The following is a 25,755-nucleotide window of genomic DNA, read 5'->3' on the forward strand; positions in this document are numbered from 1 at the left end:
CTCAATGCAACGGAGCCCCACCAACGGCGCCCTCGACCAGGTCGAATGCTTCAAGTACGACCACCAACGCCGCATGACCAACGCCTGGACCCAAGCCGCCACCGGCTGCACCGCCACACCACAGCGCGCCGGCGCCGACCCTTACCAGGTCGCGACGTCACGGGCAACCGCAAAACCCAGACCACCACCACGGCGGCAGGCACCACTACCGCCACCAGCAAACTACCCACAGGCCGGAACGACACAGCCGCACGCGGTCTCATCCGTCGATTACACCGGGGCAGCGAGCCGCCCCAGCGACTCCTTCACCTACAACGCCGGCGGCTACACCCAGACCCGCAAAGTGAACGGCACAGACCAAACCCTGACCTGGGACGCAGAAGGCCACCTCGAAACCACCACTCAAGCCGGCCTCACCACCAGCTACGTCTACGACGCAGACGGCAACCGAATACTCCGCCGAGACGCCAACGGCACCACCCTCTACCTCGGCGACACCGAAATCCACCGCAACGGCACCGCAGCATCAGACGGCACCCGCTACTACTCCCACAACGGCGGCACAGTCGCCGTCCGAACCATGGCCGGCCTCACCTGGCTCTCCGCCGACCACCACGACACCAACCAAGCCACCATCGACTCCGACACCCTGTCAATGACCCGCCGCCGCACCATGCCCTTCGGCGAACCCCGCGGCACCCAACCGGGCACCTGGCCGGGCCAGAAAGGGGTCGTCGGCGGCACCCTCGATCCAACTGGCCTGACTCATATCGGCGCTCGTGAGTACGACCCGACTCAGGGCCGTTTCATCAGCGTCGACCCGCTGTTCGACCTCTCCGACCCGCAAAGCTGGAACGCCTACGCCTACGCCAACAACAACCCGAGCTCAATCACTGACCCCAGCGGCCTAGGCAACGCATGCGTCATCGACGACAGCTGCGGCAACTTCGACCCACGCCAGCCCACCCACCAACCGGACGACGACGATGACGACGACCCGGGCCAAAAGCCGCTACCGACCCAAGAAGACGTCGACAAAGCGCACGACATCGAAAACAAAACGACGCTCGACGTCGTAAAGGAAGCAGCTGGCCAAATCGTCATCAGCCTCCTGGGCATCGACAACATCATGGGCTGCATAGAGGGAGACGCGGGAGCCTGTTTCTGGGCAATGATCGACCTTTTTCCGGTGGGCAAAGCAGCTAGCCGCGCTTGGCGCTCATTGGAAATGATCAAAGGCATCACCAGGGCAATAAGGGCCGTGAAAGCTCTGAATAAAGAGCGCAAGTGGGCGAAAGAAGTTTTGGAAGCTGAGAAGGCGGCAAAGAAAGGGGCCGACGATCTCCTAGCCGGGGCGTGCAAAGTCAACAGCTTTGCGGCGGGGACCTTAGTCCTCATGGCCGACGGCACAACGAAACCCATCGACCAAATCGAAGTCGGAGACCAGCTAACAGTCACCGACCCAGAATCGGGAGTAACGGCGGCCCACAAGGTAACGCAGGTCCACATCAATAACGACACCGCGTTAACCGATCTGACCGTATCCACTGAGGGCACAGGCGCCGTCGTCATCAAAACGACGGATGAGCACCCCTTCTGGAACAACTCGACGGACCGTTGGACCGACGCCGCCGATCTGCGGCCAGGTGACCAGCTTCATTCCATCGATGGGTCGGGAGCAACCCTTGTCGGAACCAGGTCTCGAACCGGCGCCGCCACTATGTACAACCTCACCGTTGACCGGGTTCACACGTACTACGTGCTAGCCGGCAAAACCCCGGTTCTGGTGCATAACACGGGTGGCATGGATGGCTGCTCCGACGCGGCCTACCAAGGCGTTCTGTACATCCGTGATGAAATCGCAAGAGAGGGTGCGGGTGGTAGCCACTCATGGGCGGCGAGAATGTCGGACGACCAACTTGCGGACTACCTGGATGGATTCGTGACTAGGGGCGGTGGGCAGCCGCTTAAGGATGGCGCGATAGGCTGGTATGACGCTGATCGAGGCGTCGCAATCATTCAGCGAGGGGAGTACTCCATGACAGGCTACGAAATGTCGTACGTGGACTTCCTCAGAAAGTTGAAGTAGCTGATGGACATTCGAGTTGGCGATGGCACGGTGGAGGTACGCCTTACGCGCGCCGAGGCGCAGCGACTTCGCGCCTCAATTGCAGCAGGATACGAAGGTGTGTCACGTGCGGAGTATTTCATCCGAACTGGATTATCCGAACCAGCAATGCGGCGTATTGTAGAAAAACTGGGCGACGTCTTGGAACACCCTAGTGACAGCATCTCGATTCCGCTTGATGCTGGTGTTGAAGAGATCGAAAATCCGCGGAGACCGAGACCACGTCGGTGATGTGCGTCCCGGAGCAGCACCGAACTCTCCACGGCCTGGCTTGGCCGTCCGAACAGGACCGGATGATCACCACCTGTCTTGGTCGCGACGCCACGATCCGATTCAAGCATGATTTGAGCTGGCCCCTGCGATGTCATACACAAACCTTCGTCGGAGACGGCTCAACACCTGCACGGCCGGACGACATTCAGCTTGGCCGTCTAGTACCACATCCGGGTTCGAGCATTACCTCAAACTCGCGAAGTGCGCGCCGAAGCGCAGCTCTTCTTATCTGCTGGACTGCGTGGGCCGATCCGAGCGGCGTGATCGCATTCCTGCGGGTGCAGGCTTCTTGATAATCGGTCACGCCATGCGTTGGGAGGCGGCAGGTCGAGGACCGTTCCGACCGATCCGACAAAGCCGATTCGGCCCCGGCGTTGCTGCACGCCGCCAGGGCCAAGGGAGGCTGATCGGGCCAGCTTGCTAGGCGGCGACGAGCCAGTGTAGTCGGGGACGTGGTCCCCGCCCGTCCGGGCGGTGGAGCTTCTTCATCTCCTCGCTCGCCCTGAGCTTCGAGGTCGACGCCTTGGGACAGGCGTTGACCACGATCGGGTGACCTCGATGCTATTCAAGCCCCGCGATCAGTTCCGCGCCACGACGCACCTTGTTGATCCGGTCCGGGTGCGTCTGCTGGACGACGCTGGGGCGGGTCGGCCGGCCGGAAGGGGAGAAGTCCGGGGCGTGTTCATCCAGGAGTGCTGGCGCGCGGAACGCCGGCGGCTTCCAGCGAACGGGTCCGTTTCTGCTACTGGGATCGGCGCGCCGACGGGCCGCGGGCGCCCCACGTCGGCGACCGCCGTGCTGGTCATCGCTACTGACTGTCCACTAATAAGTTTTCGCAACCTGATACATGAGCTCTCGTAGTCGTGTGGGCCGGAACCCTCCGACTCTTCCCGACCGGTGGTGGGATAGACCTTGTTCTCATGCGTCAGAATTCGAGCCTCGGCCGCCACTCGGCGGGCAGATAGTCGAGCACGGTCGTGTCGCGCAGGATCGCCATCCCGGCCTCCGGATGCGGCGCGGTGACGATCTTCGTGAGTGACATGATCACCTGCCAGTCGAGGTCGTCGCCGATTTTGGCTGCGTGCTCGGTCATGGCGGCTAGGACGTCCGGCGCAACGTTGAAACCGAGCTCGGCGGCGAACCGCGCGTAGCGGACCATGGTCCGCGGGTTCCCCGGGATGGTGACAAACGGGTCGATCGGAGGGCGGAGTATCCGCGTCGCGACGTCGGTGGCCGCGCCGTACGGGTCGATCCATCGGGCTCCTGGAAACAACAGAGCGCCCGTGTTGATGGTGAGATCGGCGCACAGGAGCTGGTTGTGCAGCGGATCCTCGTGAAGTAAAGCCGGATCAAATGCCGGGTACCAGTCGCGCGGCGTGTGGAACGTGAGCACCTGCAACTTGAACGCGCCATGAGTCGCCGACACCACGCCGAACCGGTCGAAGCTGCGGGTGGAGTTGCCGGCCCAGTCGGTCAGCAGCGTCTCGGTGTCGTCCTGGTTCGCGTCGCTGATCAGGTCGAAGTCGCGGGGCCGGCGACCGAGCAAGAAGTCCCGCGTCGCGCCTCCGGTCAGGGCGAGCCGGTGGCCGGCGTCCTCGTAGCGGTGCGAGAGCTCCTCGAGAACCGGCAGGACCGGATCATCGATGACCGGTAACAAGGGTACGCGTGGTCCACGCTTCGGCGCCACGGCAGTCCTTACAGCGGTGTCGGGGCGAGGGCTGCCTTCGTGTACGACCAGAGCCTCGTCGGTAGGCGCCGCCGTCATCAGCGCTACCGGATCCGAGATGTCCGGGATCTCCGCAACGGCCTGGCAGGGCGTGCGGGTGTGTTCGCCCAAGCGTTGGCGTTGTGGGGTCTTGGTCGACTCAGGTGGAGGCTTGGCCATGACTGCGATAGTGCCGCACCCCGCTGCAGGGCCGTGTTAGGCCTCTCCGGTTCGCAGACCTTCTTGTGGGTGTAGGCTCTGATGGTGCATATGACCAAGTTTGCAACCAATGTCATGCTTGTCTTTCATTGTGCAAACGGTCTCGGTTCGCTGGCCCATCAAGATCAAGAGCCCCGGAGTGCGTGATGCCTGTCCCGATCCAGCTCTCCAGCGCACGGCAAGTGGTCTCGTACAAGCCGTCGCAGTTCAACATGATGGCCGACACGGCTACTGGTGAAATCGTTGTCGTTAACACGATGTCCGGTTCCCACGTCCTGTTCCCGAGCGCCTACCGAGAGAAAGCGCAGGGCCTGCTGGGCGATAAACGAATCGACGTCGATGAAACAAATATTGATCTTGTCGAGCAGCTTGCGAAGGTGGGTGTTGTAGTACCGGCGGAAAGCAACGAGCGTCGGCAGCTCCGATACCTGCAAGCACATCAGACTTCGACGTCGAGGAAGCTGCAGTTGATCGTCTTCCCCACCGAGAAGTGCAATTTCCGCTGCGTCTACTGCTACGAGGACTTCGAGAAAGGTAAGATGCCGCGCCCGTTGCGGGCGGGGCTGACGAAGTTCATCGCAGCCCAAGTCCCGTCGCTTGACTCCTTGGCGCTCGATTGGTTCGGGGGCGAGCCGCTGCTCGCCTTCGACGTCATGTCGGATGTACTTCCGGATATCAGGGCCGTCTGCGCGGAAAACTCCTGTCGCCTTAGCGGCCATATTACGACCAATGGATACCTGCTTTCTAGCGAGATCGCCGAGCAGCTCCTCGATTGGCAGGTGGACAGCTTTCAGATCACACTCGATGGGCCGCCCGAGGAGCACAACAAGCGCCGACAGCTCCACAAGCACAGAGTCAACGGTGTTGGGGCCGATCAGGAGCACGGCACGTTCGATAGGATCATGGAAAACGTGCAGGACCTGCTCGCGCTGCGACGCATGTTCAATCTGCAACTGCGTACCAACTTCGACCTCAACTCGCTCGAAAAGATGGACGCATGGATCGACACGATGGCGAGCGTCGTCGGGAACGATCCCAGGGTCCGTGTCGACTTCTGCCCGATCTGGGCCGATCCGGATAATGTCGAAGTCAGCATGGCCGTCGGCGCGACGAAGCAACGGACGTACGTGGAGCTAATGGCAGCAGCCCACGCGAGAGGGTTGCGGAGCAACGCTCCCGGATACCTGAGCCTGGGCGGTCTCGTCTGCTATGCGGCGAAAGCGAACTCGTTCGTGATCCGCTCCGATGGGATTCTGAACAAGTGCACGGTGGCCCTGGACGCGGACTACAACGCCGTGGGTCGCCTATACGAGGACGGGTCCGTCGAACTTAACATCGACAAGTTGTCGAAGTGGACGTCGTCTGGCCTGGAGGAAGACACCACCTGTCAGGGGTGCGCGCTCTCCGCCGCGTGCCAGGGCAACGCGTGCCCGCTCGAACGCTTCGAGAACAACCGGCGCCCGTGCCCGCCGCCCAAGAACTTCCCGGGGCCAGTGCTCAACATGGCCAGGGTTTAGAACAGTGAGTTAGAGACGGAGGAGGGTCAAGTGACAGGTCCTATTGCAGGCGGCACATCCGACGGTGGCTCGGCAGGAAGCCCGCCGGTTCAAATCCTCACAGCTAGAGAGGTAGCCGTCCCGATCGTCAGTAGATCCCGGAAGGAAGTGTCCCCAGAGCTCCTGAGGATCAGGTCCGATTTTCTCGCAGGCAAGAACCTCTCCCGTGAGGAGATCGGAGCTTTGCTGAACGAGTCCGCCGAGAGCTCGGGGAACGGGAACTGCAACATCTGTTAGGCCGTAGGTGGCCGGGTGCAAGTAGGAGTTGGGCACGAAGGGGCCATGGAAGACCATAGAGCGGAACACTCCCTGCTGCTCTGCGTCACGGGATCGGTCGCTGCAGCCGGGGCGATCTCGGTGCTCCAAGTACTGGTAGAGCGGGGACGGTTCGCGAAGATCTATGTCGCACTTTCCGACAACGCGCTCCGCTTTGTCCGTGAGGAGCCTTTCGCAATCCTGTCCCGGCAGCGGTGCATCACAAACATCTTCGACGATGCTCGGGACGGTAGGGCCGTTCATGTCGAGTTGGCATACACATGTCAGGTCGCCGTCGTAATGCCGGCTACCGGTAACGTCATCGCGAAACTCGCTCATGGGTTCGCCGACGACACCGTGACCAGCATGCTCAGCGTCTTTGAGGGGCACCGGATCCTTGTGCCGGCCGTGCACCCGGCCACCAGCCGGCAGCCGAGCTTCCAGCGGAATCTGAAGCAGGCGACGTCGGACGGCTTCATGCTCTGCGGACCAGTAGCGGGCTACAGCATGTCCGAGAACCGTCGAGGACGCGATGTTGCGGCAATGCCGGACCCGGCCTTTGTAGCCGCATTCGTGGAGTACGTATTGATGACCGGTGAGCCCCCGGACATCCGGTTCAGCTATCCGAGCCACGGCATGGTCCGAGAATCCGATCGGAGGCAGTAGCCCGGTGGTCGTTGAGCAGCTCAGCACGCGTCCGGCGAGCGTGATCGCGAGTTACGGCGACGCCGCGGCACTTGAAACGACGCGACGGATCGCTGGCGCACGGGTTGTCTTGATCCATTACGAGCGGCTGCTGGCTGACTTCCCCTTCCTGCGGCCGCACGCCCTCATGGCGGCTAACCCCGAGCTGCAACGGGTGGCGGGAGCGTCGGACGCACCAGCGATCTTCAGGAAGATCGTCGACCAGTGGTTCACCGAGAACGCCGCTCTGATCTCACGTGCGCAGGCCGAGCCGTCGGAGGTGAATGCGCGCGTCGTGACCGAAGGCCCACCGCGAACCGTCTGCCGGCCTCCGCGCTACGGACGCGCCTGCATTGCTGAGGTGCTCCCGACGATCATCCACTTGGACGAGCTACACGATCCCGTAAAGCTTCAGGGTGGTGGTGAACTCGACATCAAGGGGGTTGGGGTGAGGGAAGGTCGACGTCCCATGCAGGGCGCCTACACGGATGGGTTACTCTCGCTGCCCGACGCCCTGCAGGAGTACATGGTCGAACTCCTCATCGAGGCTGTGCTTGCGCACGCCGGTGCGCCCGTGCGGACACTACCGCATTATGGGATTATCGACGCTGGATTTGAGGGGGCCTTTGGCGACCACTCCTTCCCGGCTGCCCTCATCGTACGGCGGTCACACATGCGCGACCTACACTCCGACCTGCCGCGCTGGGACTCGGAGGACCATTACCTGACCGTTCGGACCGAGATGCTCCTGCGGCGTTACGGCATAACGTCATCCAGGTGGCGAGGATTCGAGATTCGGGATGACGACGGCACACTCGGGGTGTACAGCCGCGACGCGCGGATTGACCACTCACATGCATTGATTTGCTGCCTCGTTGAGTACTTGGACCTCCAGTTGCCGTTCGTCGCCGACTGCATCAACGTCCAACTGGCGACGGCCGACGAGACTGGAGTACGGCAGATCGTCGACTTCGGCCAGTACTCGGCTCGCGCGTCCTTCGATCGACCAGTGGTCAGCTTGGTGAACGGTCGGCCAATGGCATGGGGTGGATTGATCGTGCCGAGCGATGACACCTTCGCTAGACCCGACCCGGCGCTCGTGCCGACCGGTCACTCGGACCGGGATCTGCTCGGAGTGGAGCAGGTCCAGCCCCATCGGGACGAGTGGTCGCGATCGCGCAACCGGCTGCTCCAGCGCATTGCTTCGGAGATCGCCGCGTCGTTCCGGAGATCTGAACTCGATCGCGACGCGGTCGGGGCGCGTATTGCTGCGACGCTCGAGAACCTGACGTCGGTTTGGCCACCTGACGACGGCGCACGCCACCGGCAGTAGCGCCTCGTCGCCGCTGGCAGCACCGAATATGACGGGAGGGAGCTAAAATGATCATCTACCACACGGCGCCGGTCCGCACTTTCCCGCTCCTGGTCGATCAGATGACACAAGTCTTTCGACGGTCGTACCACTTCCGCTTTCCGATCCGAGCGTCCAACATTTCGGATCACCGGTGGGGAATGCTCAACAACGTGATTGCCTACGACTACCAGCTCGCCGAGGTTCCGCGCCGGAGCGTGCCGAATCCAGGATTCCCTTTCAATGTCCTGAACAACGGTATCAACTTCATCGAACCGGAATTGCTTGAGGACATCGACTTTCTTTACGGGGTCTTTGATGGAGGTTTGATCAAGAAAAGTGAAGGCGACTTCGTCTTCACTATCATCAGTGAACCGGTCCGCCACATATACGATATCTTCAGCTATTTGGTGTTCGTGAATTCGACCTCCCGCGGTGCGGAGCGGGTCAGCGAAGGCGTGGCATTATTCGACGGCGTCGTGAGCGCGGGTCTGCACCGCTTCATCGACCGGTTCCTGGCTGGCGAGCGTGACATCGTCGTTGGTAACCGCAGCTTTCACCTTATCGACGACTTCTTCCGATTCAATCTCGCGGTCGACTACGACTACGTCGGGGTAGAGGCGAAGATCGACGATGCACTCACAGTGCTGTCAAGCCGGCTGGAAATTAGCCTGAACCCGACAGAGCGGCTCGTCTCCCGCCGGTCATCGATCGCCTCAGAATCACGCTACCGCTACGACGATCTGTGCCGTAGTCTGCGACGTGAAATAGCTGCATACGAAGCCTTACTCACCAGCTAGCCGTCGACGCCACCTGACGGCCCACCGCTGTCGGATGGACTGACATGGACCTCGGACTAGTCGTCCTGCCGCAGTCGTGGGCGCGCGACGTGCGTGCGGCCGGCACCATTTTGCGCCGCATCGCCGTCAATGCGGAACAGGCTGGATTCTCCTCGCTGTGGTCAGTCGACCATCTGCTGCCGCCGCCCGAGGTTGCCGACACCACGGAACCGATGCTAGAAGCGTACGCAACTCTGGGCTACCTCGCCGCCGCGACCTCTGAAATCACCCTCGGCACACTGGTCACTGGGGTCACGCAGCGCCATCCAGGTCATCTAGCGAAGGTCTTTACCACAGTAGATGTTCTTTCCGGCGGGCGAGCCGTCCTCGGCGTTGGGGCAGCTTGGTTCGCCTTCGAGCACTTCGCGATGGGTGTGCCGTTCCCGCCCGTTCGCGAGCGGTTCGAGCGTCTCGAGGAGACCATCCGCATTTTCCGCCAGATGTGGAGCGACGACGACGGTCCCTTCGTCGGGCGGCACTACCGGCTGAATGCCACCATCAATCATCCGCGGGCACCAGTCCCGCCGCCGCTGCTGATCGGAGGCAGCGGCCGCAAGCGGACGATGCGTCTCGTGGCCCGGTACGCCGACGCCTGCTGCCTCTTCCCAGACACCATCACCTGCGCCCTCGACAGCCTTCGGGAACACTGCGCAGTGATTGGCCGCGACTATGACGAGATCGGCAAGACCGTTTACTACCGGATGGACGTGGGTCCGAACGGAGCCAGGGTGAACAAGACGATCGAGGAGTTGCACGAACTCGCCCGGCGGGGCGCTGACGCCGCACTCTGCGAAGTGCGCCACTACGACGACCCCAATTGCCTAGAGATCGTGGCCGAGCGGGTGCTGCCTGCGATCGCCTGTGTTCGGTCCGCCCAGCGGTCAGAACATGACCACGGCCTTGAGCACGGATCGTTCGTGCATCGCCTGCATCGCCGCGCCGAGCCTTTCGGGTGGAATGTGTGACGGATAGAGAGCGGCCACCTCGACGAGACCGGACGCCAGCAGGTTCGCCGCTCGGGCGTACAGGTGGAAGAGCGGAGCGCCGCCATCGCGGATCCAGCGCGAGCCGACGAGTGTGAGCCGCCGGTGATGGATCGTCTGAGCGGTCAGGCCGACCGACTCAACTTCGGGGTGTGCAGAGAACAGAACACATCGTCCGCCGTCCGCGAGGCTGTCGGCGAGGTGCGGCAGCGGAGCCGCGTCCGGGCAGGCTAGGAATCCGCTGTCCGCCCCGCGGTTGCTCGTCATGTCGCGGACGGCGGCGGGTAGATCGGCAGCGTCCGTCAGGGTCAGCACGGCGCCGAAGCGGGCGGCGAGCTCACGTCGATCAGGTTCCGGATCGCATGCCGCTACCCGCAGCCCCGCAAGAACGCACAGCCGCACGATCTGCAGACCCATCTGTCCACAGCCGACGACCACCGCCCAGGTGCCTTCCACAGCCCGAGCGGCGTTCTCGACAGCGAACATGCAGTCGGCTAGCGGTTCGACGAAGACGGCCGTTTCCCAGGCCAGGCCGGGTGGCAGGATTGTGGGCCCGTCGGCGTGCTCCAGCGTCCAGCGAGAGATTGTTTTGTACTCGGCGAAGCCTCCGTAGCCGTCAGCGAACACCCGCTGTCCGACGTAGGTCCGTCCGCCCGACCAGCCGGCATCGACGACGACGCCGGCCGCTTCGTGGCCGATGTTGGCAGGCAGCGGCAGCCGTTCGTGCGACCCGGTTGACCATGCTCGCACGTCGCCAGGACACACACCGCAGGCGCGGACCTCGACGAGCAGTTCCCCCTCGCCTGGGCGGGGTGTCGGCACGTCGTCCAGCCGCAGGTCCTGTCTGCCGTGAAGGCGCACGGCTCTCACAGGTCGACGCCCTCGAGGCAGAGGTACGCCCGCCGCGCCTTGCCGCGGGCGTCAGTCCCCGGGGGAGCGTCGTTGACCTCCACCGAAAGCGGCCCGCTGTAGCCGTTACTGCGGCAGGCCCGCACGATGCCCGCGATGTCGACGGTGCCGCCACCAGGCAGCAACCGCAGGTTGAAGCCCTCGGCTACGACCGCATCGCCGAGGCGCACCCAGCCGACAGCGCCGACCGGCAGAGTACGGACAAATTTCGGGCCGAGGCCATAGCGAGCGAGCGTGTAGGTGTCCATGATGAGACCGAACGCTCCGCCTGACGAGGTGTAGACGCGGCCACAGAGCTCGAGCAGGCGGCGTCCGTGCCAGCCGATGACGACAGCAACGCCGTGGTCGGCGGCTACCGCCGCCACAGCTGTTGCTCTGCCAAGAATCTCCTGCTCGGACAGCTCGACGCCACCGTGACACCGGTCATCGAAGAAGGCCGCCGCCCGAGTACTGCCCACCGCGTGCCCGCTGCGGCAGTGTCCTGCGAAGTCGACGAGGCGGCGCCGGAACTCCTTCGCGCGAACCGCGAGATTGCCCGGCACGCCCATCCCCGACGTGAACTGCAAAGGCGTCACCCTTGCGGCGACAAACGCCGCCAGGGTTGGCGCGTAGTCGCCAAGCGGACCTGGATCCGCCCACGTCACCGGCCATTCGGCCGCGGAAAATCCGGCTGCTCCAACTGCGGTGGCGTACTCCTCCAGGCTTAGGTCGAAGCCAAGGGTCGCCGGATCCACGCACAACGCTGCCACGTCAGGGGCCAACGTCGATCGGACGCTCAGGCGGGCCTTGCTGGAACAGGTCATCCAGCCTGCCGGCGAGATCCCGTGGGGCGAACTCCTCGGTCGACCGGAGGATCTCGTCCAGGCTCCACCACCGGCACTCGCGGATGAACGACCTTTCTTGCGACTCCAACCCGTCGGTGCGGACCTCGAATGCCGGTCCGTGTAACAGGAAGAACCACTCGGTCTGGTCGACAAGCCTGCCGGCGGACTCGAACTTGGCCCGCCGGGTCCAGATACAGGGCCCGAGCGGCAGATCGGCACGGCCGGTCTCCTCGGCGATTTCCCGCAACACGGCTACCTGCCGGGTTTCGCCCGGCCGTAGCCCGCCCCCCGGCGTCGCCCACCAGCTGGCGCCGCGCCGCTCGTCAACGAAATGGATAAGCAGGATTCGCATGTCCGGATCGAGGATCACCGCCCGGGCGGCCTCACGCACGACGACCTTGCCCGCGGAAGTCATGTGCGTCACTATACTGAACCAGGACTGCACCGTCAGGTGACCCCGCGCCGTCGGTCGTGCGGACGATGCTTATGTCCCCGACGCGAAGGGTTGATCGTGGATCTCCACCTGTCCGGTTTGCGCGTTCTCGTCACGGGCGGGACCCGAGGCATCGGCCGTGCCATAGTCGAGCACCTGCTCGCCGAAGGATCAACTGTCGCCTTCTGCGCGCGGACTGCGTCGGAGGTCGACCAAGCGGTTGATGAATTCGCGCTCCACGGCAGGGCCCGCGGTACTTCCGTCGACGTTGGCGATGGGGCTGCGCTTGGAGACTGGGTCGAGGCGAGCGCAGAGGCGCTTGGCGGCCTCGATATCGTTGTGAGCAACGTCAGCGCCCAGTCCTTTGATTGGCGGACGTCCGTGGACGTAGACATTCTCGCAGCCGTACGCTTTCTGGAACTCGTCGAGCCCCACCTGCGGCGCTCCGCTGCAGCAGCAGTCGTCGCGATCGCGTCGATGGCCGGCCGCATGGCGGTTCCGTCCTACAAGCCATACTCAGCGGTAAAGGCTGCTCTCGTGAGCTACATGGGTTCGCTGTCGCGGGATTGGGCGCCGGCGGGTATACGCGTGAACGTCGTCTCCCCCGGGGAGGTCTTTTACCCCGGCGGCTTCTGGGATCGCATGCGCCAGGAAGATCCCGACCTGTACGCCGATGCCGTCCGCCGCAATATCATGGGTCGTATGGCCACCCCGGCCGACGTTGCCCGCGTCGTCACCTTCCTCGCCAGCCCGGCTGCTGCGTTCGTCTCGGGCGTGAACCTCTTCGTTGACGGGGCATCTCACGAGTTCGTGGACTTCTAAGTCCCATCGGAGTCATCGAAGCGCGCGTACCGCTGCGAGGACCCGATCGGCGATGGACTGCTCGTCGAGCCCTACCCGGCGCAACGCGGCAGTCTGATCGCCGTAGCCCCCAGGGAATGCGTCCGTCAGCCCCGCACGGACCACGACCGGCATCGCCGGTCCAAGGTCGTCGGAGAGGACCTCAAGAACGGCCGAGCCAAAGCCGCCCGCCAGAAGGTGCTCCTCTACGGTAAACACCAATGGGACCCGCCGCGCCTGGGCCACGAGTGCGGCCCGGTCGAGCGGTTTGATGGTATGCACGTGCATTACTCCGACCTCCATGCCCTGCACCGCGAGGCGCTCGGCTGCGTGAAGGGCGACCTGGGTCATGACGCCGGTGGTCACGAGTAGCGCCTCTCGACCAGGACGCATGGCGACGGCGTTGCCGAAGGCGAATGCATCGCTCTCTCGGGAGACGATCTCGTCGTCGCCCTGTCCAAGCCGGATGTACATCGGCCCATCGACATCAGCAGAGAGCGCGATGGCTCGGTCGATTTCCTCGGCGTCGCAGGGAGCGAAGATCGTCATGTTCGGCAACAGCCGCAACAGGCCAATGTCATCGACCGCAAGATGGGTGGGCCCGAGCGGCGCGTACACCACCCCACCGCCGTAGCCGAGCAGGCGCACCGGCAGCTTCTGCAGGCACAGGTCGATTGCGATTTGCTCGTAGCAGCGACGGGTCAGGAAGGTTGCGAGGGTGTTGACGAACGGAACGTAGCCCTCCATCGCTAGTCCCGCCGCCATGCCGATAATCGCCTGCTCGCTTATACCCTCCATGAAAAACCGCTCGGGGAGGTCATCGCGGAAGGCGTCGAGCACCCCGGCGCCCAAATCCGAGCCGATGAAGACCACGCGAGGATCCTCGGAAGCAAGGCGGTGAATCGCCATTAGGCTGCGCTCACGCATCGGTGGTCGCCAGCGCATTCGGCGTTAAGGCGTGCAGGATAGCCTCTAACTCCAAAGGCTCGAATTGGAACCTATAGTGCCAGCGAGGATTGCCCTCCACGAACGGCACGCCCTTGCCTTTGATCGTACGACAGATGACCGCCGAGGGTCGGTCCTCGGCGGATGGCAGAACGGCGCAGGCCGACCGCAGCGCCTTGACGTCGTGGCCGTCCACCTCGTGAGTGTCGAACCCGAACGCCTCCCACTTGGCGACCATCGGCTCGAGGTTTAGTACCTGGCTGGTTTCCCCGTAGCATTGAAAACCGTTGGCATCTACGAAAACCGATAATTCGCCCAACTCGTGCTTGGCTGCCATGAGAGCGGCCTCCCAGTTCGAGCCCTCATTCAGTTCGCCGTCGCCGGTCACCACCACCACCCGGCCCGGCAGGCCACGACGCCGAAGTGCCAGCGCTAGGCCCACGCCGATAGGCAAACCGTGCCCCAGCGCTCCGGTACTCGCCTCTACCCCCGGAACCGGGCCGCGCTCGGGATGACCGCCGAGCATTGCGCCCTCGCGGCAGAACGCGTCGAGCGCCGCCGCGGGAAAGAAGCCCTTGTCTGCGAGGAGCGCGTAGAGGGCCAGGCAGCCATGGCCTTTACTGAGGATGAGTCGATCGCGGTCCGGCCATCCCGGATCCTTCGGCCGAACGTTCAGGAAGTCGTCGTACAAGACGCGTAGGATCTCGATCAAGGAGAACGACGGGCCGACATGCCCCCGCCCACCGCCAGCCAGCGCACGCACGACTAGCCTCCGCAGGTACAGGGATCGTTCGTCCAATGCGGTCGTGGCCACTGGTTTCTCCCTCACTCGGACCTCGTACCGGTGCACACGTGGATCGCGGTGTCTTCCTGCCGCCGGTCACCCCGCGGTCAGGGCACCGTGCTCACACCGCAGGCCAAGTCGTCGAGGAATCGGTACAGCCCGTCCCCCGTAACCGCGGAGCCGCGGCTGCGGGCGTGTGCGGTGACGGCAGCGACGACCTCCTTTGTCGCCGCTGCGTCACTAGGAAGCCGAATGCACTCGTGGGCGCTAAGGTAGCGCTCAGCGAACGAAGCCCGGAACGCGTGGAGGTAGGTCACCACCTCCGGCTGGCGCAGGAACGGCCGCGACCCGCCCCGCGCGACGATACGGCGCTCGAGCTCGTCATAGGACGTTTCGAGAAGCACCCAGAAATCCGGCGGCCAGAAGGCCCCGCCGTCGAGCAGTCGCCGGTACTCGGCCGCGATCTCGGCCGCTGCCGACGCCCTACCAAACTCCCGCTTGGCCATCTCGCATGCCACCACGCTCAGCACGGTCGTGTCCAGGACAGCAAGGTGGGTTCCGCTGCGGACGCCGCTCAGATCTGCGTAGCGGCGTTGGTCGATTACTGCCCAGACGATCGACTGGGCTCGACCGACAACCTCGTCAGGCGGCGGCAGTTCGGGCATCGTCAACCCTAACGGCTCGAAGTACTCGAAGTACTCGCTGACGAAACCGGGCTGCTCCCACTCCCACGCCAGCGCCCGAGCCGTCGTCGTCTTACCTGATCCGGAGTTGCCCTCGACCGCGCAGTGGGGTACGCGGGTCAAGACCCTCACCATAGCGGCTCGTCGCCAAAGATGAATGCGCGCGACTGCTCGTGCACACCGTCCAGACAGGAAGCCGCCGCAGCGGCCGCGATGTCCTCTGGCAGCGGCTCGTCGCACTCGATGGCTACGAGGTCGGGATCGTTGATCGGCCGCCCCTTGGCGGTCGTGATGGTGACAACCACGTTCCCTCCGCTGGCTGTGGCGACGGAGGCCGCCAGCTGATCGGCGATCCGGGAGTAGATCTTTCCTGTGTGGTCGAGCGGGTTCTTGCCGCTGGCCGCCTCGATAGACATCGGCCGCATCGGGGTGATTAGGCCGTTGCTGCGGTTACCCCGACCGACTACGCCGACGTCGCCGGTGTCGGCAACAGAGCCCGTCACCGTGAGATACGGCTGCGGACCTGGGTTGAGGGTGAGCTCGATGTCGAGACCGTGGCGGTGGCGAGCGCGTTCACAGATGAACTCGGCGAGCTCCGCCTGGCGACGCTCGTACACGACCTGCGAGGGGACCTCTGCCGCGATGAAGGGCACATTTACAACGAGCTCGACGTGGTGGCCGACGCGTGTACCGACTATCTTGACGTCCACCCCGATGTCCGGCGCGTTGCCGAGGCCGCCCTCTCCGGTCAACTGCTGCTCGATGTCGAGCACTAGCTCCTCGAGCCGGCTGAACGGCGCGAACGCCGTCAGTACGTTGCAGTCGTTCGAGACGCGCGCCGGATCATCCAGTTCCAGCAGGTCGGCGCGCGTGCGAGGCCGGTACCGCCCGTCACTGCGCCCAGAACCGCGATGGTCGACGAGCATGTTATGGATGCGTATATCGCGTTCAACGTCGAACTGCCTGAGGACGGCACCCAGCACGTCCCGGGCCGCTCGCACCAGCAGATCCTCGACAGGGATGGCGTCGCCGCCGACCGCGAAAGCGGCCTTCCCAGCGAACACGAGTTCGTACGGGCGCACGAGGATGCCGTTGCCGTAACCGGTAACTGCCTCGCCACCGACGAGCATCACCTTGTCGAACCAGTGATGCGCCACCCGCCCGTGCACGTCCAGGCAGTGCAGTGCGTACAGCTGCGAGGCGCGTTCGGCGATGGCGTCGCAGAGTGTGTCCGGATGGCCGATTCCCTTCCGCTCGACGACCTCCACAGATGCCGCATCTCCGGCGGCCGCCCGCAGCGGCAGGACCACGAGCCTCACGGAGCGATTCCGTTCGAGGCGGCCCAGCGGTCGAGGGCGGCGAAGGCCGCGTCGTCGGGGAGGTGGCTCGACGGGTTCTTGAATAACGCGGCCGAGGCTTCGTCGATCGGACCGGCGACACCGCGGTCAAGGGCGACGCGTGCGGCACGCACGGCGTCGACAACAACCCCGGCGGAGTTTGGGCTGTCCTCCACCTCCAATTTCACCTCGATTGAAAACGGTGCGCCCATGAGACCCCGGCCGACGATGTTGATGTAGCCCACCTTGCGGTCGCCGAGATGTGCAATGTAGCCGCTGGGACCGACGCTGAGCGCGTCGGCTCCGAGCCCGAACTCATCCAACGCGGCGTGCTTCGTGTGGCGCTTGTGCGAGGCAATATCGGGCTGGAGCATGTTGGCAAAATCGGCGTTGCCACCCGCGTTGAGCTGATACGAGCTGTCGATGCTTCCGCCGCGCCGTGTAATCAGGCTCACCAATGCGCGGTGCAGCGCAGTCGACCCAAACTGGCTCTTGATGTCATCGCCGAGCAGCGGCAAGCCGCGGTCCGCGAACTCGTGCGCCCAGTGGGGATCGGTTGCCAGCGGAGCGGGCGTGCAGTTTATGAGTGCGCACCCGGATTCCAGCGCGGCGACCGCATACAAGCGCGATGCTTGGGTCGCACCGACCGGGAGGTATACGACCAGAACCTCCGCTGCGGACCGCTTCAACTCGGCCGCAACGTCGGCTGGGGTCGCCTCGTCCGCGGGGCCCGGCTGGACGAGCGCACCAAGCCCCGGGCTCACCCCGTCGGCGAGCGGCCCGGGTGCAACCGTGACGCCGGCGAAGGGGACGTCGCTGAATCGTGTCGCACAGTTCGGTTCGGCGAAGATCGCGTGTGCCAAATCCTTGCCGACCTTGCGACGGTCGACGTCGAAGGCCGCCACGATTTCGATTTCACCGATCCGATAGCCGCCGAACAGCGGATGCGCTACGCCGCTGGCATCCGAATGCTCCCGACTGAGATGGACCGCCTGTACCAGGCTGGACGCACAACTGCCCACGCCTACCAACGCTGTCCGGATCATCGGTCCCCTTCACACGAATGGCGGGAGTCGACGATACCAATTGCAGACTGTTCAGAAAACCTTCAACCCGGTGTCGATCTTCTTAGGGCTACGTCGTGTCGATCGCTCCCTTCATCGCAAAACTGCATATGCCGCCGTAGGCAGTGTCTTGTGGATCAGGTTGTGCGGGTGCGGCGCGGAGCCCAGGTCTTGATGGCGGCAATGTCGATGGTGGCCAGGTCCATGAACTCGCGTTTGTTCCGTGCCCGGTAACGCTTCGGGTGGAAGCCGGGTGGCCAGCCAGACGCTCGAGACGACCGACTACCTCGGCAGCGGAGGCGTGGTCGACAATTCCACCATCACTCCCTGGGTATCACCGGCCATCGCCATCCGCTACCGCACCGGGCTGGACAACCATTGCTGCGCTGCCGGACAACAATCCGGCCGACCCCGTGGACGCTGAGCTCGTGGGTCAGGTGGTCGAGCAGGCTCGCTCGGCGGGTCTGCAGCTGAGCGACGAAGGCCGGGCCGTTGCAGCAGCTGAACAAACGCGTGCTCGAGGCGGCGCTGGATGGCGAGATCACCGATCACCTCGGCTTTGACAAGGGCGAACCGGCCGGGAACAACGGCCAGGACTCCCGCAACGGTGTCCCGAGGCAAGACCGTTCTGACTGAGGTCGGACCGGTCGAGATCAGCGTGCCGTGTGACCGTAATGGCACACGTTCGAGCCCAGATCGTCCGCAACCGACAGCGGCGGTTGAACGGCGTCGAGGACATGGTTATCGCGCTTTCCGCGAAGGGTTTGACGACGGGGAGATCCAAGCGCATCTGGCCGAGGTTACGATGCGTGAGTGGCAGAACCTCACCTTGAACCCGCGAAACGCGCCCCGAACCGCATCTAGGTCACGCAACCGACGGTTGTCTTGGTGCCCAGCAGAAAGGCACGGTGCTCCGCGACGCGTGGTCGGCGCCAGCGGCTAGGGAGGGGCGGCTAAGGCTTCCTGTGGGGCCTGCTCGAGGGCGGTCAGCGTCGAGCCGGGTGCCGCCGAGCCGGTCGGTCAGCAGCTCGGTCGAGCCGTGGTCGCCGGTTACGGGTAGCACTCCTCGGAGCAGCTGGAGTCGATGAACCCCATCAGCTCGGGGTGGTTCTGGAACCATTCGCGCTGGTCGGGTAGCCGCAGGCTCTCGAAGCGCCGGTGGAGCTGTTTTTCCAATAGCTGGCGGGCGTACTCGCTGTCTCGGGCGATGACGTGCAGCAGCTCCAGGCCGTGGGGGTTGGCGGTGTGGAATGGGCGCATCCGCTCGTACGGATCGGCCGCCTCACCGATCTTTATGAAGGGCCGCTGGCGATGAAGTACACGCCGGCGTAGTGGTGCAGCAGGCCGGGGTCGTCGAAGTCGCCGAAGACGGTCAGGCCGGCCTCGATCATGGCTTCTTTCGGGTCGCCGTGGGTGCCGTAGCTGCGGATTTCTCGTCGGTATCGGTTGGTCAGCCGCTTCCGGTCCCGGTATTCGCCGTAGGTGGTCATCGATCACCGTCCCGACGGGAGCACGTGCCAACCGGGCCGGTTCCGTCGGCGGAGCTGCGGGTGTTGAGGACGTGCATGAACTCCTCGTGGGCTGGTGGTGAGGTCGTCGTGGTTTGCGTCGACCCTGTCGAGGCTCTGGCCCTTGCCGTACCTGGGTCTCGCGGAACGCGCCGAGCACGCTGTGTGGCCGGGGAGTTCGGCGCGGTACTCCGCGACACCACGGTCGGTGCCAGCGGCCCGGGCGGCAGCCTCCGGCCACACGATCGCCAACTTGGTGTCCTGCGCCGCGGTCCACTGTTCCGGTTCCTCAAGGATGCTCATCGCATGCAATTCTCCCGGGCTCCGCGGGCCGTGGCCAGGGCGGTCTGCACGATGGCCAGCTCGCTGCGGCGCCGCTCAAGGCGGGCGGCCTGCCGTTCGTGTTCGGCGCGCGCTGGCCCGCGGCCGCCCACGAGTCGCCTTCGCCGCAGCAGACGTCGACGGCCGCCGGTGGCTCCCAACTGGCGCGTCATGGAGCCGCGTCAGAGCCTTCGCCTTCGGCGTGGACCCGGCGCGCCGTGACGGCATGCGCTGCGGCCTGTCGCACCTGCTCGTGCTGGTCGGTGGTGGCGCGTTCGCGTAGTAGCGGCAGGGTGCCTTCGTCGTGGGCCCAGCTTGCGGCGATCGCCTCCACCGCAGCCCGTCGCACGTCCTCGTGAGAGTCGGTGGTGGCGCGTTCGGCTAGCAGCGGCAGGGTCCGCGTGCAGAGCCGACCGGGGGGCGTTCGGCGCCTGGATCCGGCGCTGGACCAGGGCGAAGCTCGATCGCTCGCGCGCTGCATCCGAGATCAGGAGTTCCCGTCGACGACGGCTACAGACGCGGACGACGCGGGCGAGGATGCGCTGCTGGACGCGATGCTCGGCGAGACATCCTCGCCGGGAGCGGTTCGCGCTACAGGACCCGCTATCGCGGCGGCGGGTGGGGCGGAGGCTTCGGTGGCAGCGTCAGCCGGTCGCGGCGATCGGACGGCGGCGACTTCGGCGGACGCCGGCGCGGCGGCAGACGCCCTGAGCGCGGCGACGGCTCGACGATCACGAACGCCGGCGCACCCGCGGCCGCCCGGGCGCGTGTGACCTGCGGCATACCACCCACCCCCGCGGCTGATTGCGTAGTTGTCGACTTCTTCAATTGCACACATGCAGCCGCCCCTCTATGAACGGAAAGCCGAGTTCTTCCGGATGCTCGGGCATCCGGTTCGAATCCGCGTCCTCGAGCTTCTCGGCGACGGGCCGCGTCCGGTCCGAGAGCTGCTCGACGAGGTCGCGGTGGAACCGTCGAACCTGTCGCACCAGCTCGCCGTGCTCCGCCGGGCGGGCATCGTCGTGTCGTCCCGCGACGCGGGGACGGTCCTCTACGCCCTCACCGGGCCCGATGTGGCCGACCTGATGCGGGCGGCCCGCCGCATCCTGACCGAGATGATCGATGGGCAGTCGGCACTGCTCGACGCGCTGCGCGGGCCGAGCGATGACGGACACGTCGCTGCATGATGGCGACACCGCTGCTCCGCGCCCGTACCGCCGCCTCGGCCGTCCTTCCACGTTGGACAGATCTGGCCGTGATGCGACGCGACAAGAGAGTCAACCTGACCGCCGGCCTCACCGTCGCCGTCGTCGCCCTGCCCCTGGCGCTCGGGTTCGGCGTGGCGTCGGGGCTCGGCGCCTCCGCCGGGCTGGTGACCGCGGTGGTGGCTGGCGCGGCTGCGGCCGTGTTCGGCGGCTCGAACCTTCAAGTCAGCGGGCCGACCGGGGCGATGACCGTCGTGCTGGTGCCGATCGTCGCCCGGTACGGAACCTCAGGCGTCCTCACCGTCGGGCTGCTGGCCGGAATCCTGCTCGTAATGCTTGCCCTCGCTCGCGCCGGACGGTTCGCACGGCTGGTGCCGGTGCCTGTGGTCGAGGGCTTCACCGTCGGCATCGCAGCGGTGATCTTCATCCAGCAAGTGCCAGGCGCACTCGGAATCACCGCACACGGGGAGCGGGTCGTGCCGACCGCGATCAACGCGGCACGGCAGTTCGCGTCGACTCCACATTGGGCAGAGCTCCTGGTGGCCGGCAGCGTCACGGCGATGGTGCTGGTCGGGCTCGCCTGGCGCCCGCGAATCCCCTTCTCACTGCTCGCCGTTGCGGGCTCGACCCTGCTCGCGTCGCTGCTGGCCCTGCCGGTCGACCGGATCGGCGCGCTGCCGGCGGGATTGCCGGCGCCCACGCTGGCCTTCCTCAACCTCGGCGCAATCCGCCACCTGGCGACAGCCGCCATCGCCGTGGCGGCGCTAGCCGCGCTGGAGTCGCTGCTGTGCGCCAGCGTCGCCGATTCCATGCGCGCAGCCGGGAAATCCGGCACGGTCGAGCGACACGACCCCGACAAGGAACTGTTCGGCCAGGGCATCGCAAACCTGGTGGTGCCCCTGTTCGGCGGGATACCGGCGACGGCGGCCATCGCCCGTACCGCCGTCTCGGTCAAGGCCGGCGCAACCACCCGCCTGGCCGCACTCAGTCACGCGGTGATCCTCGCGGCCATCGTCCTGGCGATCGCGCCGCTGGTCGCGCTCATCCCGATCGCCGCACTCGCCGGCGTCCTGTTCGCCACCGCGATCCGCATGGTGCACCTCGCCGTGCTGACGCGGATGGCCCGCGCTAGCAGGTCGGACGCTGTCGTGCTCGTTCTGACCGCCTCGGCGACACTCGCCTTCGACCTCGTCACCGCCGTGCTCGTCGGCCTCGGCGCCGCGGTGATCCTGACGCTGAGGAAGGTCATCAAGGCGGTGCACGTGGAACGCATAGCCGAGGCCGGCGCCGCCGGGGAACCGGTGGTGCTCCGACCGGTCGGGCCGCTCTTCTGGGCGGGCGCGCACAACCTGGAACTACAACTCGCCGCCGTCGACGAGGCCGGCAGCGTGCTGATCCGCATGTCGCGGGTCAGCACGATCGACGCCTCCGGAGCGCAGATCCTGCGCGACGCGATCGCCGGGCTCCACCGCCGCGGCGTGACCGTGTATCTGTCCGGTCTGCACGCGGCCCACCGCCGACCCCTCGACGCGCTCGGCGTCCTCAACCAACTCGCCGGCCACGTCTATGACGACGCTGCGGAGGCACTTGCCGCCGCCCACCAGAACCGCTCCGCCCACTTTGGGCACGCGGCGGCCTGACCAGCGGGGTTGCCCGTCACGGGCGTTGGCTCGATCGTGCGCTAAATGCGTGCGATGATGTCCGGCTCGCTTGATCGGGTGTGCCTGATCCGGTGGAGGAAAGCGTTCCTCGATCAACCGTGTGCGGAAGATCTGAGACACACCGTGGGTTTCCCGGACGCGATGCACTGAATCAACGGGTGGCCGGTGCGGATCCCTGGTGCTCTGCACACGATCATGACCGCGTCGTGTGCGGCGCGGCGTGTGGTCTCGTTGCCCTTGCCCCTGCCCTCGCCCTTGCTCGGCTCCGGCGTCGGGCGGGCTCGGACTCGAAGTCGTGGCCGGGCCGCGGCACGCGGAGCCGGTGGGGACGTTCGCATGGGCTCCGGCCGCGTGTGTCCGAGTCTGCCCTTGGGCACAGGCAAGTCCGCCTGACCTCCGGGTCCGCCAGCGCGGGGCAGGTCGGAGGGGGCTGCTGCGTACGGCGCCGCGTCAGGGTCTCAAGTGATCGTGCTTATGAGCCGCGGCTGTTGGAAGCACCATCTAAGCCAGAGAGTTGACTCGACACCCCAAAATGGCGCTGCCACTGTCCCAGCGTTGGTGCACATGCGCAGACCGTGCGTAGCCGCGACAGCAGCGGCGGTCATGTGCACGGCGTCCCAATCTTGGGCAATTGCAACCCAGTCGGGATACAGCAGACCTCCGTGTATTGACGGGAAAGTCCTAACTAGATCGACCCACGTCACCGCATTCGTTACCTCGAAGACCGTGACCGGCTGTTTCGGTACGATCGACCACACGTGCCAGGGATAAGGAAACGAGCCACCGCTTGAGCCGCCATGATCCCGCAGGTACGTAAGCCACATCCCGCTCGGGGTCTGAGGCCCTTCCGTGGCTGTTGAGGTATAGAGACCGACCTCAAACGGCTTAGTCGTGATAAGCGCACCTGCGTCCCGTGGTTCGACCAGATGGTCCCGGCTCGGCTCCTGAAATCGGATGGGCAGGTGGGGCGGCTTGGCCGCGGCTATCCATAGTTGACTGTCCGTTCGCACAGGACCGTCGACTAGTGTCGGATCGACCCTCCGAAGCGTGGCGAGCACGCTGCTGCGGCGGACTATGGCGTCCGCCGCCTCGGGTGTCAGCGATCCGTTGATTTCGTCGACAGCTAGACCAACGACCCAGGAGAAAGCCTCCTCTGCACTGGTGTCGCCCAGCTCGGCGTCGAGCTGGGCGACCCTCCGTTCGAGTTCGGCAGCGGCGCTCATCGCAGGAGCCTATCGTGGCGCCCTAGGCGACGAACTGTGTCGGCGTCATGGGCAGCTGATGTTTACAGCCGGACCTTGGTCATAGCCGGTCATGGTCGCAGGCGTGTAGCCCGGCGGGTAATAGACGGTCCCGGCTGTGGTGCCGTCGTACAAACCGGTCGTGCAGCCCCCAGCGGCATTGGCTTGGGCGCGGCGATTGCCCGTGGTTTCGTTGTATCCCTGATTGACGAGTGTCGATACGTTGCGCCAAAGCCGGGCAGTCACCGTCAGCCGCGTGACGGGGGCGGAGCACGTCCACGTCGCAGTGACGTTGATCGTTCCACTGACATGTGTCGACTTGTGCGGGTTGTGAGCCGCCAGCTCGCAGGTGATGGCGGCGGCCCTGGCATTTGCCGGCGGCTGGGCCGTGACCCTGAGGATCACTCGCTTGCCATCCTCGGTGGGTGGCGTCGATGGGTTGGCCGAGGCCGATGAGGTCAGTCCCGAGAGCACCAGCACGAGCGCTCCCAGCGCGGCGCCTACATACCGGATTGATCGATGGTTCATGATCCTCCTTCATGGGTAAAGGGAGTGGCACCAATGGTCGCAACGCGTCGTACTCCATGCCCTAGTCCAATGACTAGGGTTTCGCTCAAGGCGTTGGCCACGATTCTGTCGGAGCAAAGGCGCTGAGACGCCGTGGGTCGGCAACGCTACTCGTCTCTTGTGGAGGGACATCGATCCACCGCCGCTCTTGGCTGCGTTGCGTTGATCACCATCGCGTGGATCTGGGTGGATCGAGGGCAATGCCGGTGCGAACCGCACAGCGTGCCTCGCTGCACCGGTCGGTGCTTGTGATGGATTTCAACGCCAGGACGGCCACTGCCCTGCGTCTGGATGGAGTCGGCGGCGTGCGCGGGTCCATATCATCTGTACGAACTCGACAGCTCAGGTCTGGCGGTCGACGGATGGGGAGCAACCTGCGACCGCGGCCGGGCCGGCCAGCGCTCGCGCCGACGCACGGTCTGTGGGTCGGTCTGTGGGCGTGCTGCTCCCTGTGGCGCAACGGCAACTGCGGCTGATCTTCAAAGGTCGGCCGGCCCCACATTGGGCGTAGTCTGGGTGGCAGCCTGGTGAGACCGTTGAAGGTACGAGGCCCTACTGGACTTGGACGATGGCATCGCCGCTCGGGACCTGAGGGCGATCGAGGCGGAGCACGACCGTCCGCGAGGTCGGATCCGCAATCTCAAGCAGGGCCAGCCCTCGCCGGGTGTCAAGTCCAGAGGAGATTATCCAACCCACCCGCCGGAGAGGTCGTCGTACTGACCCCCGACGAGGGCGGCGGCCAGCTGAGACCGGCGCCGACATCCGAATTTGCGTAGGAGGTTGGAGACATGGAACTTGACTGCAGACTCGCTGACTCGGTGTGCCACTGCGATCTCGGCGTTGCTCAAGCCGCGCACGACAAGGCGTAATGTGGCGGTCTCTCCTCGCGTCAGTCTGGCCGCCTCGCGGGTCGCCGCGGTTCCTGAAAATGAACGGTGGACGGCGAGCATGGTGTGGATCCGGGCAACGAGCAGCGGTGCGACTCCGCTTGAGATCCAGGCACCGCCGGCGGTGACCAAGCTGATAGCACTCCCCAGGTCCTCAGCGGGATCGTTTGCCAGCACTAAGCCTCGTGCTCCGTGGGATAACGCCGAAAGTAGGCTTTCATCATCGGGTCCATCTAAGACTGCAACGATCGCCGGGCGGCTCCGGCGATGTGTGCTCTCAGCGGTTGACCGGCCGTGCGTGGTCAAGTCGATGAGCGCGACAATGCCACAGAGCCTGGGCCACGACGACTCCAGCGGCTCGCAGACACGGGACTCACGCGCATGTGCAACGAGAAGCCGATCCACCGTGGATCGCCCCGCTGCCGAAACGCAAAGGTCAATTAGCCGCCGGGTTCTGTCCGATGCAGATGGCACGTCTTCCTCCAGGGCGCCTTTGTCGGGTTGAAGCTGGAGAGTCATGTGCAGGCCGGCCCGCACTACGTGCCGGACGGAA

Annotated in this window: 26 protein-coding genes and 1 pseudogene; 11 read left to right on the forward strand and 16 right to left on the reverse strand. The window is 65.1% G+C overall.

Annotation, left to right across the window (positions count from 1 at the left end):
• Positions 1-73: 73 nt before the first annotated feature.
• Positions 74-2,089, forward strand: a complete 2,016-nt coding sequence (locus AB0J88_RS37625) for a polymorphic toxin-type HINT domain-containing protein (protein ID WP_364360415.1) — start codon at positions 74-76, stop codon at positions 2,087-2,089.
• A gap of 1,237 nt (positions 2,090-3,326) precedes the next feature.
• On the opposite strand, the gene AB0J88_RS37630 is transcribed toward AB0J88_RS37625, so the two are convergent.
• Complete coding sequence (locus AB0J88_RS37630; RefSeq protein WP_364360417.1) at positions 3,327-4,286, reverse strand: hypothetical protein; 960 nt, start codon at positions 4,284-4,286, stop codon at positions 3,327-3,329.
• Positions 4,287-4,471: 185 nt separating this feature from the next.
• On the opposite strand from AB0J88_RS37630, the gene AB0J88_RS37635 reads away from it, so the two are divergent.
• From AB0J88_RS37635 to AB0J88_RS37655, 5 genes are all read left to right on the forward strand, one after another.
• A complete protein-coding gene (locus AB0J88_RS37635) occupies positions 4,472-5,842 on the forward strand; it encodes a radical SAM protein (protein ID WP_364360419.1) in 1,371 nt (456 codons plus the stop codon).
• A gap of 321 nt (positions 5,843-6,163) precedes the next feature.
• Positions 6,164-6,802, forward strand: a complete 639-nt coding sequence (locus AB0J88_RS37640) for a flavoprotein (protein WP_364360421.1) — start codon at positions 6,164-6,166, stop codon at positions 6,800-6,802.
• Between the two features lie 4 nt (positions 6,803-6,806).
• Positions 6,807-8,153 (forward strand): hypothetical protein, encoded by a 1,347-nt coding sequence (locus tag AB0J88_RS37645; protein ID WP_364360423.1) that lies wholly within the window; start codon positions 6,807-6,809, stop codon positions 8,151-8,153.
• A gap of 47 nt (positions 8,154-8,200) precedes the next feature.
• Positions 8,201-8,971 carry a hypothetical protein gene (locus AB0J88_RS37650; RefSeq protein ID WP_364360425.1) on the forward strand — a complete coding sequence of 257 codons (771 nt, stop codon included), beginning with the start codon at positions 8,201-8,203 and terminating at the stop codon, positions 8,969-8,971.
• A gap of 44 nt (positions 8,972-9,015) precedes the next feature.
• Positions 9,016-9,975, forward strand: coding sequence for a TIGR03560 family F420-dependent LLM class oxidoreductase (locus AB0J88_RS37655; protein WP_364360427.1), 960 nt, complete (start codon positions 9,016-9,018; stop codon positions 9,973-9,975).
• Here AB0J88_RS37655 and AB0J88_RS37660 read toward each other — a convergent pair.
• The 4 genes and pseudogenes from AB0J88_RS37660 to AB0J88_RS37675 all read right to left on the reverse strand — a co-directional run bounded on the left by AB0J88_RS37660 (position 9,892) and on the right by AB0J88_RS37675 (position 12,141).
• Positions 9,892-10,620 (reverse strand): zinc-binding dehydrogenase, encoded by a 729-nt coding sequence (locus tag AB0J88_RS37660; RefSeq protein WP_364360524.1) that lies wholly within the window; start codon positions 10,618-10,620, stop codon positions 9,892-9,894. The genes AB0J88_RS37655 and AB0J88_RS37660 overlap by 84 nt on opposite strands.
• Positions 10,621-10,863, reverse strand: a pseudogene (locus AB0J88_RS37665) (alcohol dehydrogenase catalytic domain-containing protein); the annotation flags it as partial.
• Positions 10,860-11,636 carry a TIM barrel protein gene (locus AB0J88_RS37670; RefSeq protein WP_364360429.1) on the reverse strand — a complete coding sequence of 259 codons (777 nt, stop codon included), beginning with the start codon at positions 11,634-11,636 and terminating at the stop codon, positions 10,860-10,862. The gene AB0J88_RS37670 and the pseudogene AB0J88_RS37665, both read right to left, overlap by 4 nt.
• A 16-nt stretch (positions 11,637-11,652) precedes the next feature.
• Positions 11,653-12,141: an NUDIX domain-containing protein gene (locus AB0J88_RS37675; protein WP_364360431.1), complete on the reverse strand. Its 489-nt coding sequence runs from the start codon at positions 12,139-12,141 to the stop codon at positions 11,653-11,655.
• Between the two features lie 96 nt (positions 12,142-12,237).
• Between AB0J88_RS37675 and AB0J88_RS37680 the strand changes: the two genes are divergently transcribed.
• On the forward strand, positions 12,238-12,981 hold the full coding sequence (locus AB0J88_RS37680) for an SDR family oxidoreductase (protein ID WP_364360433.1): 744 nt from the start codon (positions 12,238-12,240) through the stop codon (positions 12,979-12,981).
• 12 nt (positions 12,982-12,993) lie between these two features.
• On the opposite strand, the gene AB0J88_RS37685 is transcribed toward AB0J88_RS37680, so the two are convergent.
• The 5 genes from AB0J88_RS37685 to AB0J88_RS37705 form a co-directional block, all read right to left on the reverse strand.
• Positions 12,994-13,872 (reverse strand): transketolase C-terminal domain-containing protein, encoded by an 879-nt coding sequence (locus AB0J88_RS37685; RefSeq protein WP_364360435.1) that lies wholly within the window; start codon positions 13,870-13,872, stop codon positions 12,994-12,996.
• Positions 13,873-13,918: 46 nt separating this feature from the next.
• Positions 13,919-14,758: a transketolase gene (locus tag AB0J88_RS37690; protein WP_364360437.1), complete on the reverse strand. Its 840-nt coding sequence runs from the start codon at positions 14,756-14,758 to the stop codon at positions 13,919-13,921.
• Positions 14,759-14,835: 77 nt separating this feature from the next.
• Positions 14,836-15,534 carry a hypothetical protein gene (locus AB0J88_RS37695; RefSeq protein ID WP_364360438.1) on the reverse strand — a complete coding sequence of 233 codons (699 nt, stop codon included), beginning with the start codon at positions 15,532-15,534 and terminating at the stop codon, positions 14,836-14,838.
• Between the two features lie 5 nt (positions 15,535-15,539).
• A complete protein-coding gene (locus tag AB0J88_RS37700; protein ID WP_364360440.1) occupies positions 15,540-16,730 on the reverse strand; it encodes a methionine adenosyltransferase in 1,191 nt (396 codons plus the stop codon).
• Positions 16,727-17,794 carry an inositol-3-phosphate synthase gene (locus AB0J88_RS37705; protein ID WP_364360442.1) on the reverse strand — a complete coding sequence of 356 codons (1,068 nt, stop codon included), beginning with the start codon at positions 17,792-17,794 and terminating at the stop codon, positions 16,727-16,729. Before AB0J88_RS37705 ends, AB0J88_RS37700 begins: the two co-directional genes overlap by 4 nt.
• A gap of 271 nt (positions 17,795-18,065) precedes the next feature.
• Between AB0J88_RS37705 and AB0J88_RS37710 the strand changes: the two genes are divergently transcribed.
• The gene (locus tag AB0J88_RS37710) at positions 18,066-18,236 is read left to right on the forward strand and encodes a hypothetical protein (RefSeq protein ID WP_364360444.1); all 171 of its coding nucleotides are present in this window, start codon (positions 18,066-18,068) and stop codon (positions 18,234-18,236) included.
• Between the two features lie 68 nt (positions 18,237-18,304).
• On the forward strand, positions 18,305-18,448 hold the full coding sequence (locus AB0J88_RS37715) for a hypothetical protein (protein ID WP_364360446.1): 144 nt from the start codon (positions 18,305-18,307) through the stop codon (positions 18,446-18,448).
• Between the two features lie 414 nt (positions 18,449-18,862).
• Here AB0J88_RS37715 and AB0J88_RS37720 read toward each other — a convergent pair whose 3' ends face one another.
• The 3 genes from AB0J88_RS37720 to AB0J88_RS37730 form a co-directional block, all read right to left on the reverse strand.
• On the reverse strand, positions 18,863-19,108 hold the full coding sequence (locus tag AB0J88_RS37720) for a GIY-YIG nuclease family protein (RefSeq protein ID WP_364360525.1): 246 nt from the start codon (positions 19,106-19,108) through the stop codon (positions 18,863-18,865).
• Positions 19,105-19,302, reverse strand: coding sequence for a hypothetical protein (locus AB0J88_RS37725; protein ID WP_364360529.1), 198 nt, complete (start codon positions 19,300-19,302; stop codon positions 19,105-19,107). Before AB0J88_RS37725 ends, AB0J88_RS37720 begins: the two co-directional genes overlap by 4 nt.
• Before the next feature lie 508 nt (positions 19,303-19,810).
• Complete coding sequence (locus tag AB0J88_RS37730; RefSeq protein ID WP_364360448.1) at positions 19,811-20,122, reverse strand: HEAT repeat domain-containing protein; 312 nt, start codon at positions 20,120-20,122, stop codon at positions 19,811-19,813.
• 355 nt (positions 20,123-20,477) lie between these two features.
• Here AB0J88_RS37730 and AB0J88_RS37735 point away from each other — a divergent pair, with 355 nt between their 5' ends.
• Together AB0J88_RS37735 and AB0J88_RS37740 are read left to right on the forward strand one after the other, a co-directional pair.
• Positions 20,478-20,828 carry a metalloregulator ArsR/SmtB family transcription factor gene (locus AB0J88_RS37735; protein ID WP_364360450.1) on the forward strand — a complete coding sequence of 117 codons (351 nt, stop codon included), beginning with the start codon at positions 20,478-20,480 and terminating at the stop codon, positions 20,826-20,828.
• Between the two features lie 71 nt (positions 20,829-20,899).
• Entirely contained in the window at positions 20,900-22,486 is a 1,587-nt protein-coding gene (locus AB0J88_RS37740) for a SulP family inorganic anion transporter (protein ID WP_364360452.1), read from the forward strand.
• Positions 22,487-22,965: 479 nt separating this feature from the next.
• On the opposite strand, the gene AB0J88_RS37745 is transcribed toward AB0J88_RS37740, so the two are convergent.
• The 3 genes from AB0J88_RS37745 to AB0J88_RS37755 all read right to left on the reverse strand — a co-directional run bounded on the left by AB0J88_RS37745 (position 22,966) and on the right by AB0J88_RS37755 (position 25,721).
• Positions 22,966-23,730, reverse strand: a complete 765-nt coding sequence (locus AB0J88_RS37745) for a hypothetical protein (RefSeq protein ID WP_364360454.1) — start codon at positions 23,728-23,730, stop codon at positions 22,966-22,968.
• A gap of 45 nt (positions 23,731-23,775) precedes the next feature.
• Positions 23,776-24,276: a hypothetical protein gene (locus AB0J88_RS37750; protein ID WP_364360456.1), complete on the reverse strand. Its 501-nt coding sequence runs from the start codon at positions 24,274-24,276 to the stop codon at positions 23,776-23,778.
• 722 nt (positions 24,277-24,998) lie between these two features.
• Positions 24,999-25,721, reverse strand: coding sequence for a response regulator transcription factor (locus AB0J88_RS37755; protein WP_364360458.1), 723 nt, complete (start codon positions 25,719-25,721; stop codon positions 24,999-25,001).
• Between the last annotated feature and the right edge of the window lie 34 nt (positions 25,722-25,755).

Source organism: Asanoa sp. NPDC049475 (assembly GCF_040676915.1).
In the GTDB taxonomy this organism is placed as follows: domain Bacteria; phylum Actinomycetota; class Actinomycetes; order Mycobacteriales; family Micromonosporaceae; genus Asanoa.

Excerpts from the sequence above, each read along its gene's own strand:
- AB0J88_RS37625 (WP_364360415.1), top strand. The coding sequence starts at position 74 with ATGACCAACGCCTGGACCCAAGCCGCCACCGGCTGCACCGCCACACCA.
- AB0J88_RS37630 (WP_364360417.1), bottom strand. The coding sequence starts at position 4,286 with ATGGCCAAGCCTCCACCTGAGTCGACCAAGACCCCACAACGCCAACGC.
- AB0J88_RS37635 (WP_364360419.1), top strand. The coding sequence starts at position 4,472 with ATGCCTGTCCCGATCCAGCTCTCCAGCGCACGGCAAGTGGTCTCGTAC.
- AB0J88_RS37640 (WP_364360421.1), top strand. The coding sequence starts at position 6,164 with ATGGAAGACCATAGAGCGGAACACTCCCTGCTGCTCTGCGTCACGGGA.
- AB0J88_RS37650 (WP_364360425.1), top strand. The coding sequence starts at position 8,201 with ATGATCATCTACCACACGGCGCCGGTCCGCACTTTCCCGCTCCTGGTC.
- AB0J88_RS37655 (WP_364360427.1), top strand. The coding sequence starts at position 9,016 with ATGGACCTCGGACTAGTCGTCCTGCCGCAGTCGTGGGCGCGCGACGTG.
- AB0J88_RS37675 (WP_364360431.1), bottom strand. The coding sequence starts at position 12,141 with ATGACTTCCGCGGGCAAGGTCGTCGTGCGTGAGGCCGCCCGGGCGGTG.
- AB0J88_RS37705 (WP_364360442.1), bottom strand. The coding sequence starts at position 17,794 with ATGATCCGGACAGCGTTGGTAGGCGTGGGCAGTTGTGCGTCCAGCCTG.
- AB0J88_RS37725 (WP_364360529.1), bottom strand. The coding sequence starts at position 19,302 with ATGACCACCTACGGCGAATACCGGGACCGGAAGCGGCTGACCAACCGA.
- AB0J88_RS37730 (WP_364360448.1), bottom strand. The coding sequence starts at position 20,122 with ATGCAGCGCGCGAGCGATCGAGCTTCGCCCTGGTCCAGCGCCGGATCC.
- AB0J88_RS37735 (WP_364360450.1), top strand. The coding sequence starts at position 20,478 with ATGCAGCCGCCCCTCTATGAACGGAAAGCCGAGTTCTTCCGGATGCTC.
- AB0J88_RS37740 (WP_364360452.1), top strand. The coding sequence starts at position 20,900 with ATGCGACGCGACAAGAGAGTCAACCTGACCGCCGGCCTCACCGTCGCC.
- AB0J88_RS37745 (WP_364360454.1), bottom strand. The coding sequence starts at position 23,730 with ATGAGCGCCGCTGCCGAACTCGAACGGAGGGTCGCCCAGCTCGACGCC.
- AB0J88_RS37750 (WP_364360456.1), bottom strand. The coding sequence starts at position 24,276 with ATGAACCATCGATCAATCCGGTATGTAGGCGCCGCGCTGGGAGCGCTC.
- AB0J88_RS37755 (WP_364360458.1), bottom strand. The coding sequence starts at position 25,721 with ATGACTCTCCAGCTTCAACCCGACAAAGGCGCCCTGGAGGAAGACGTG.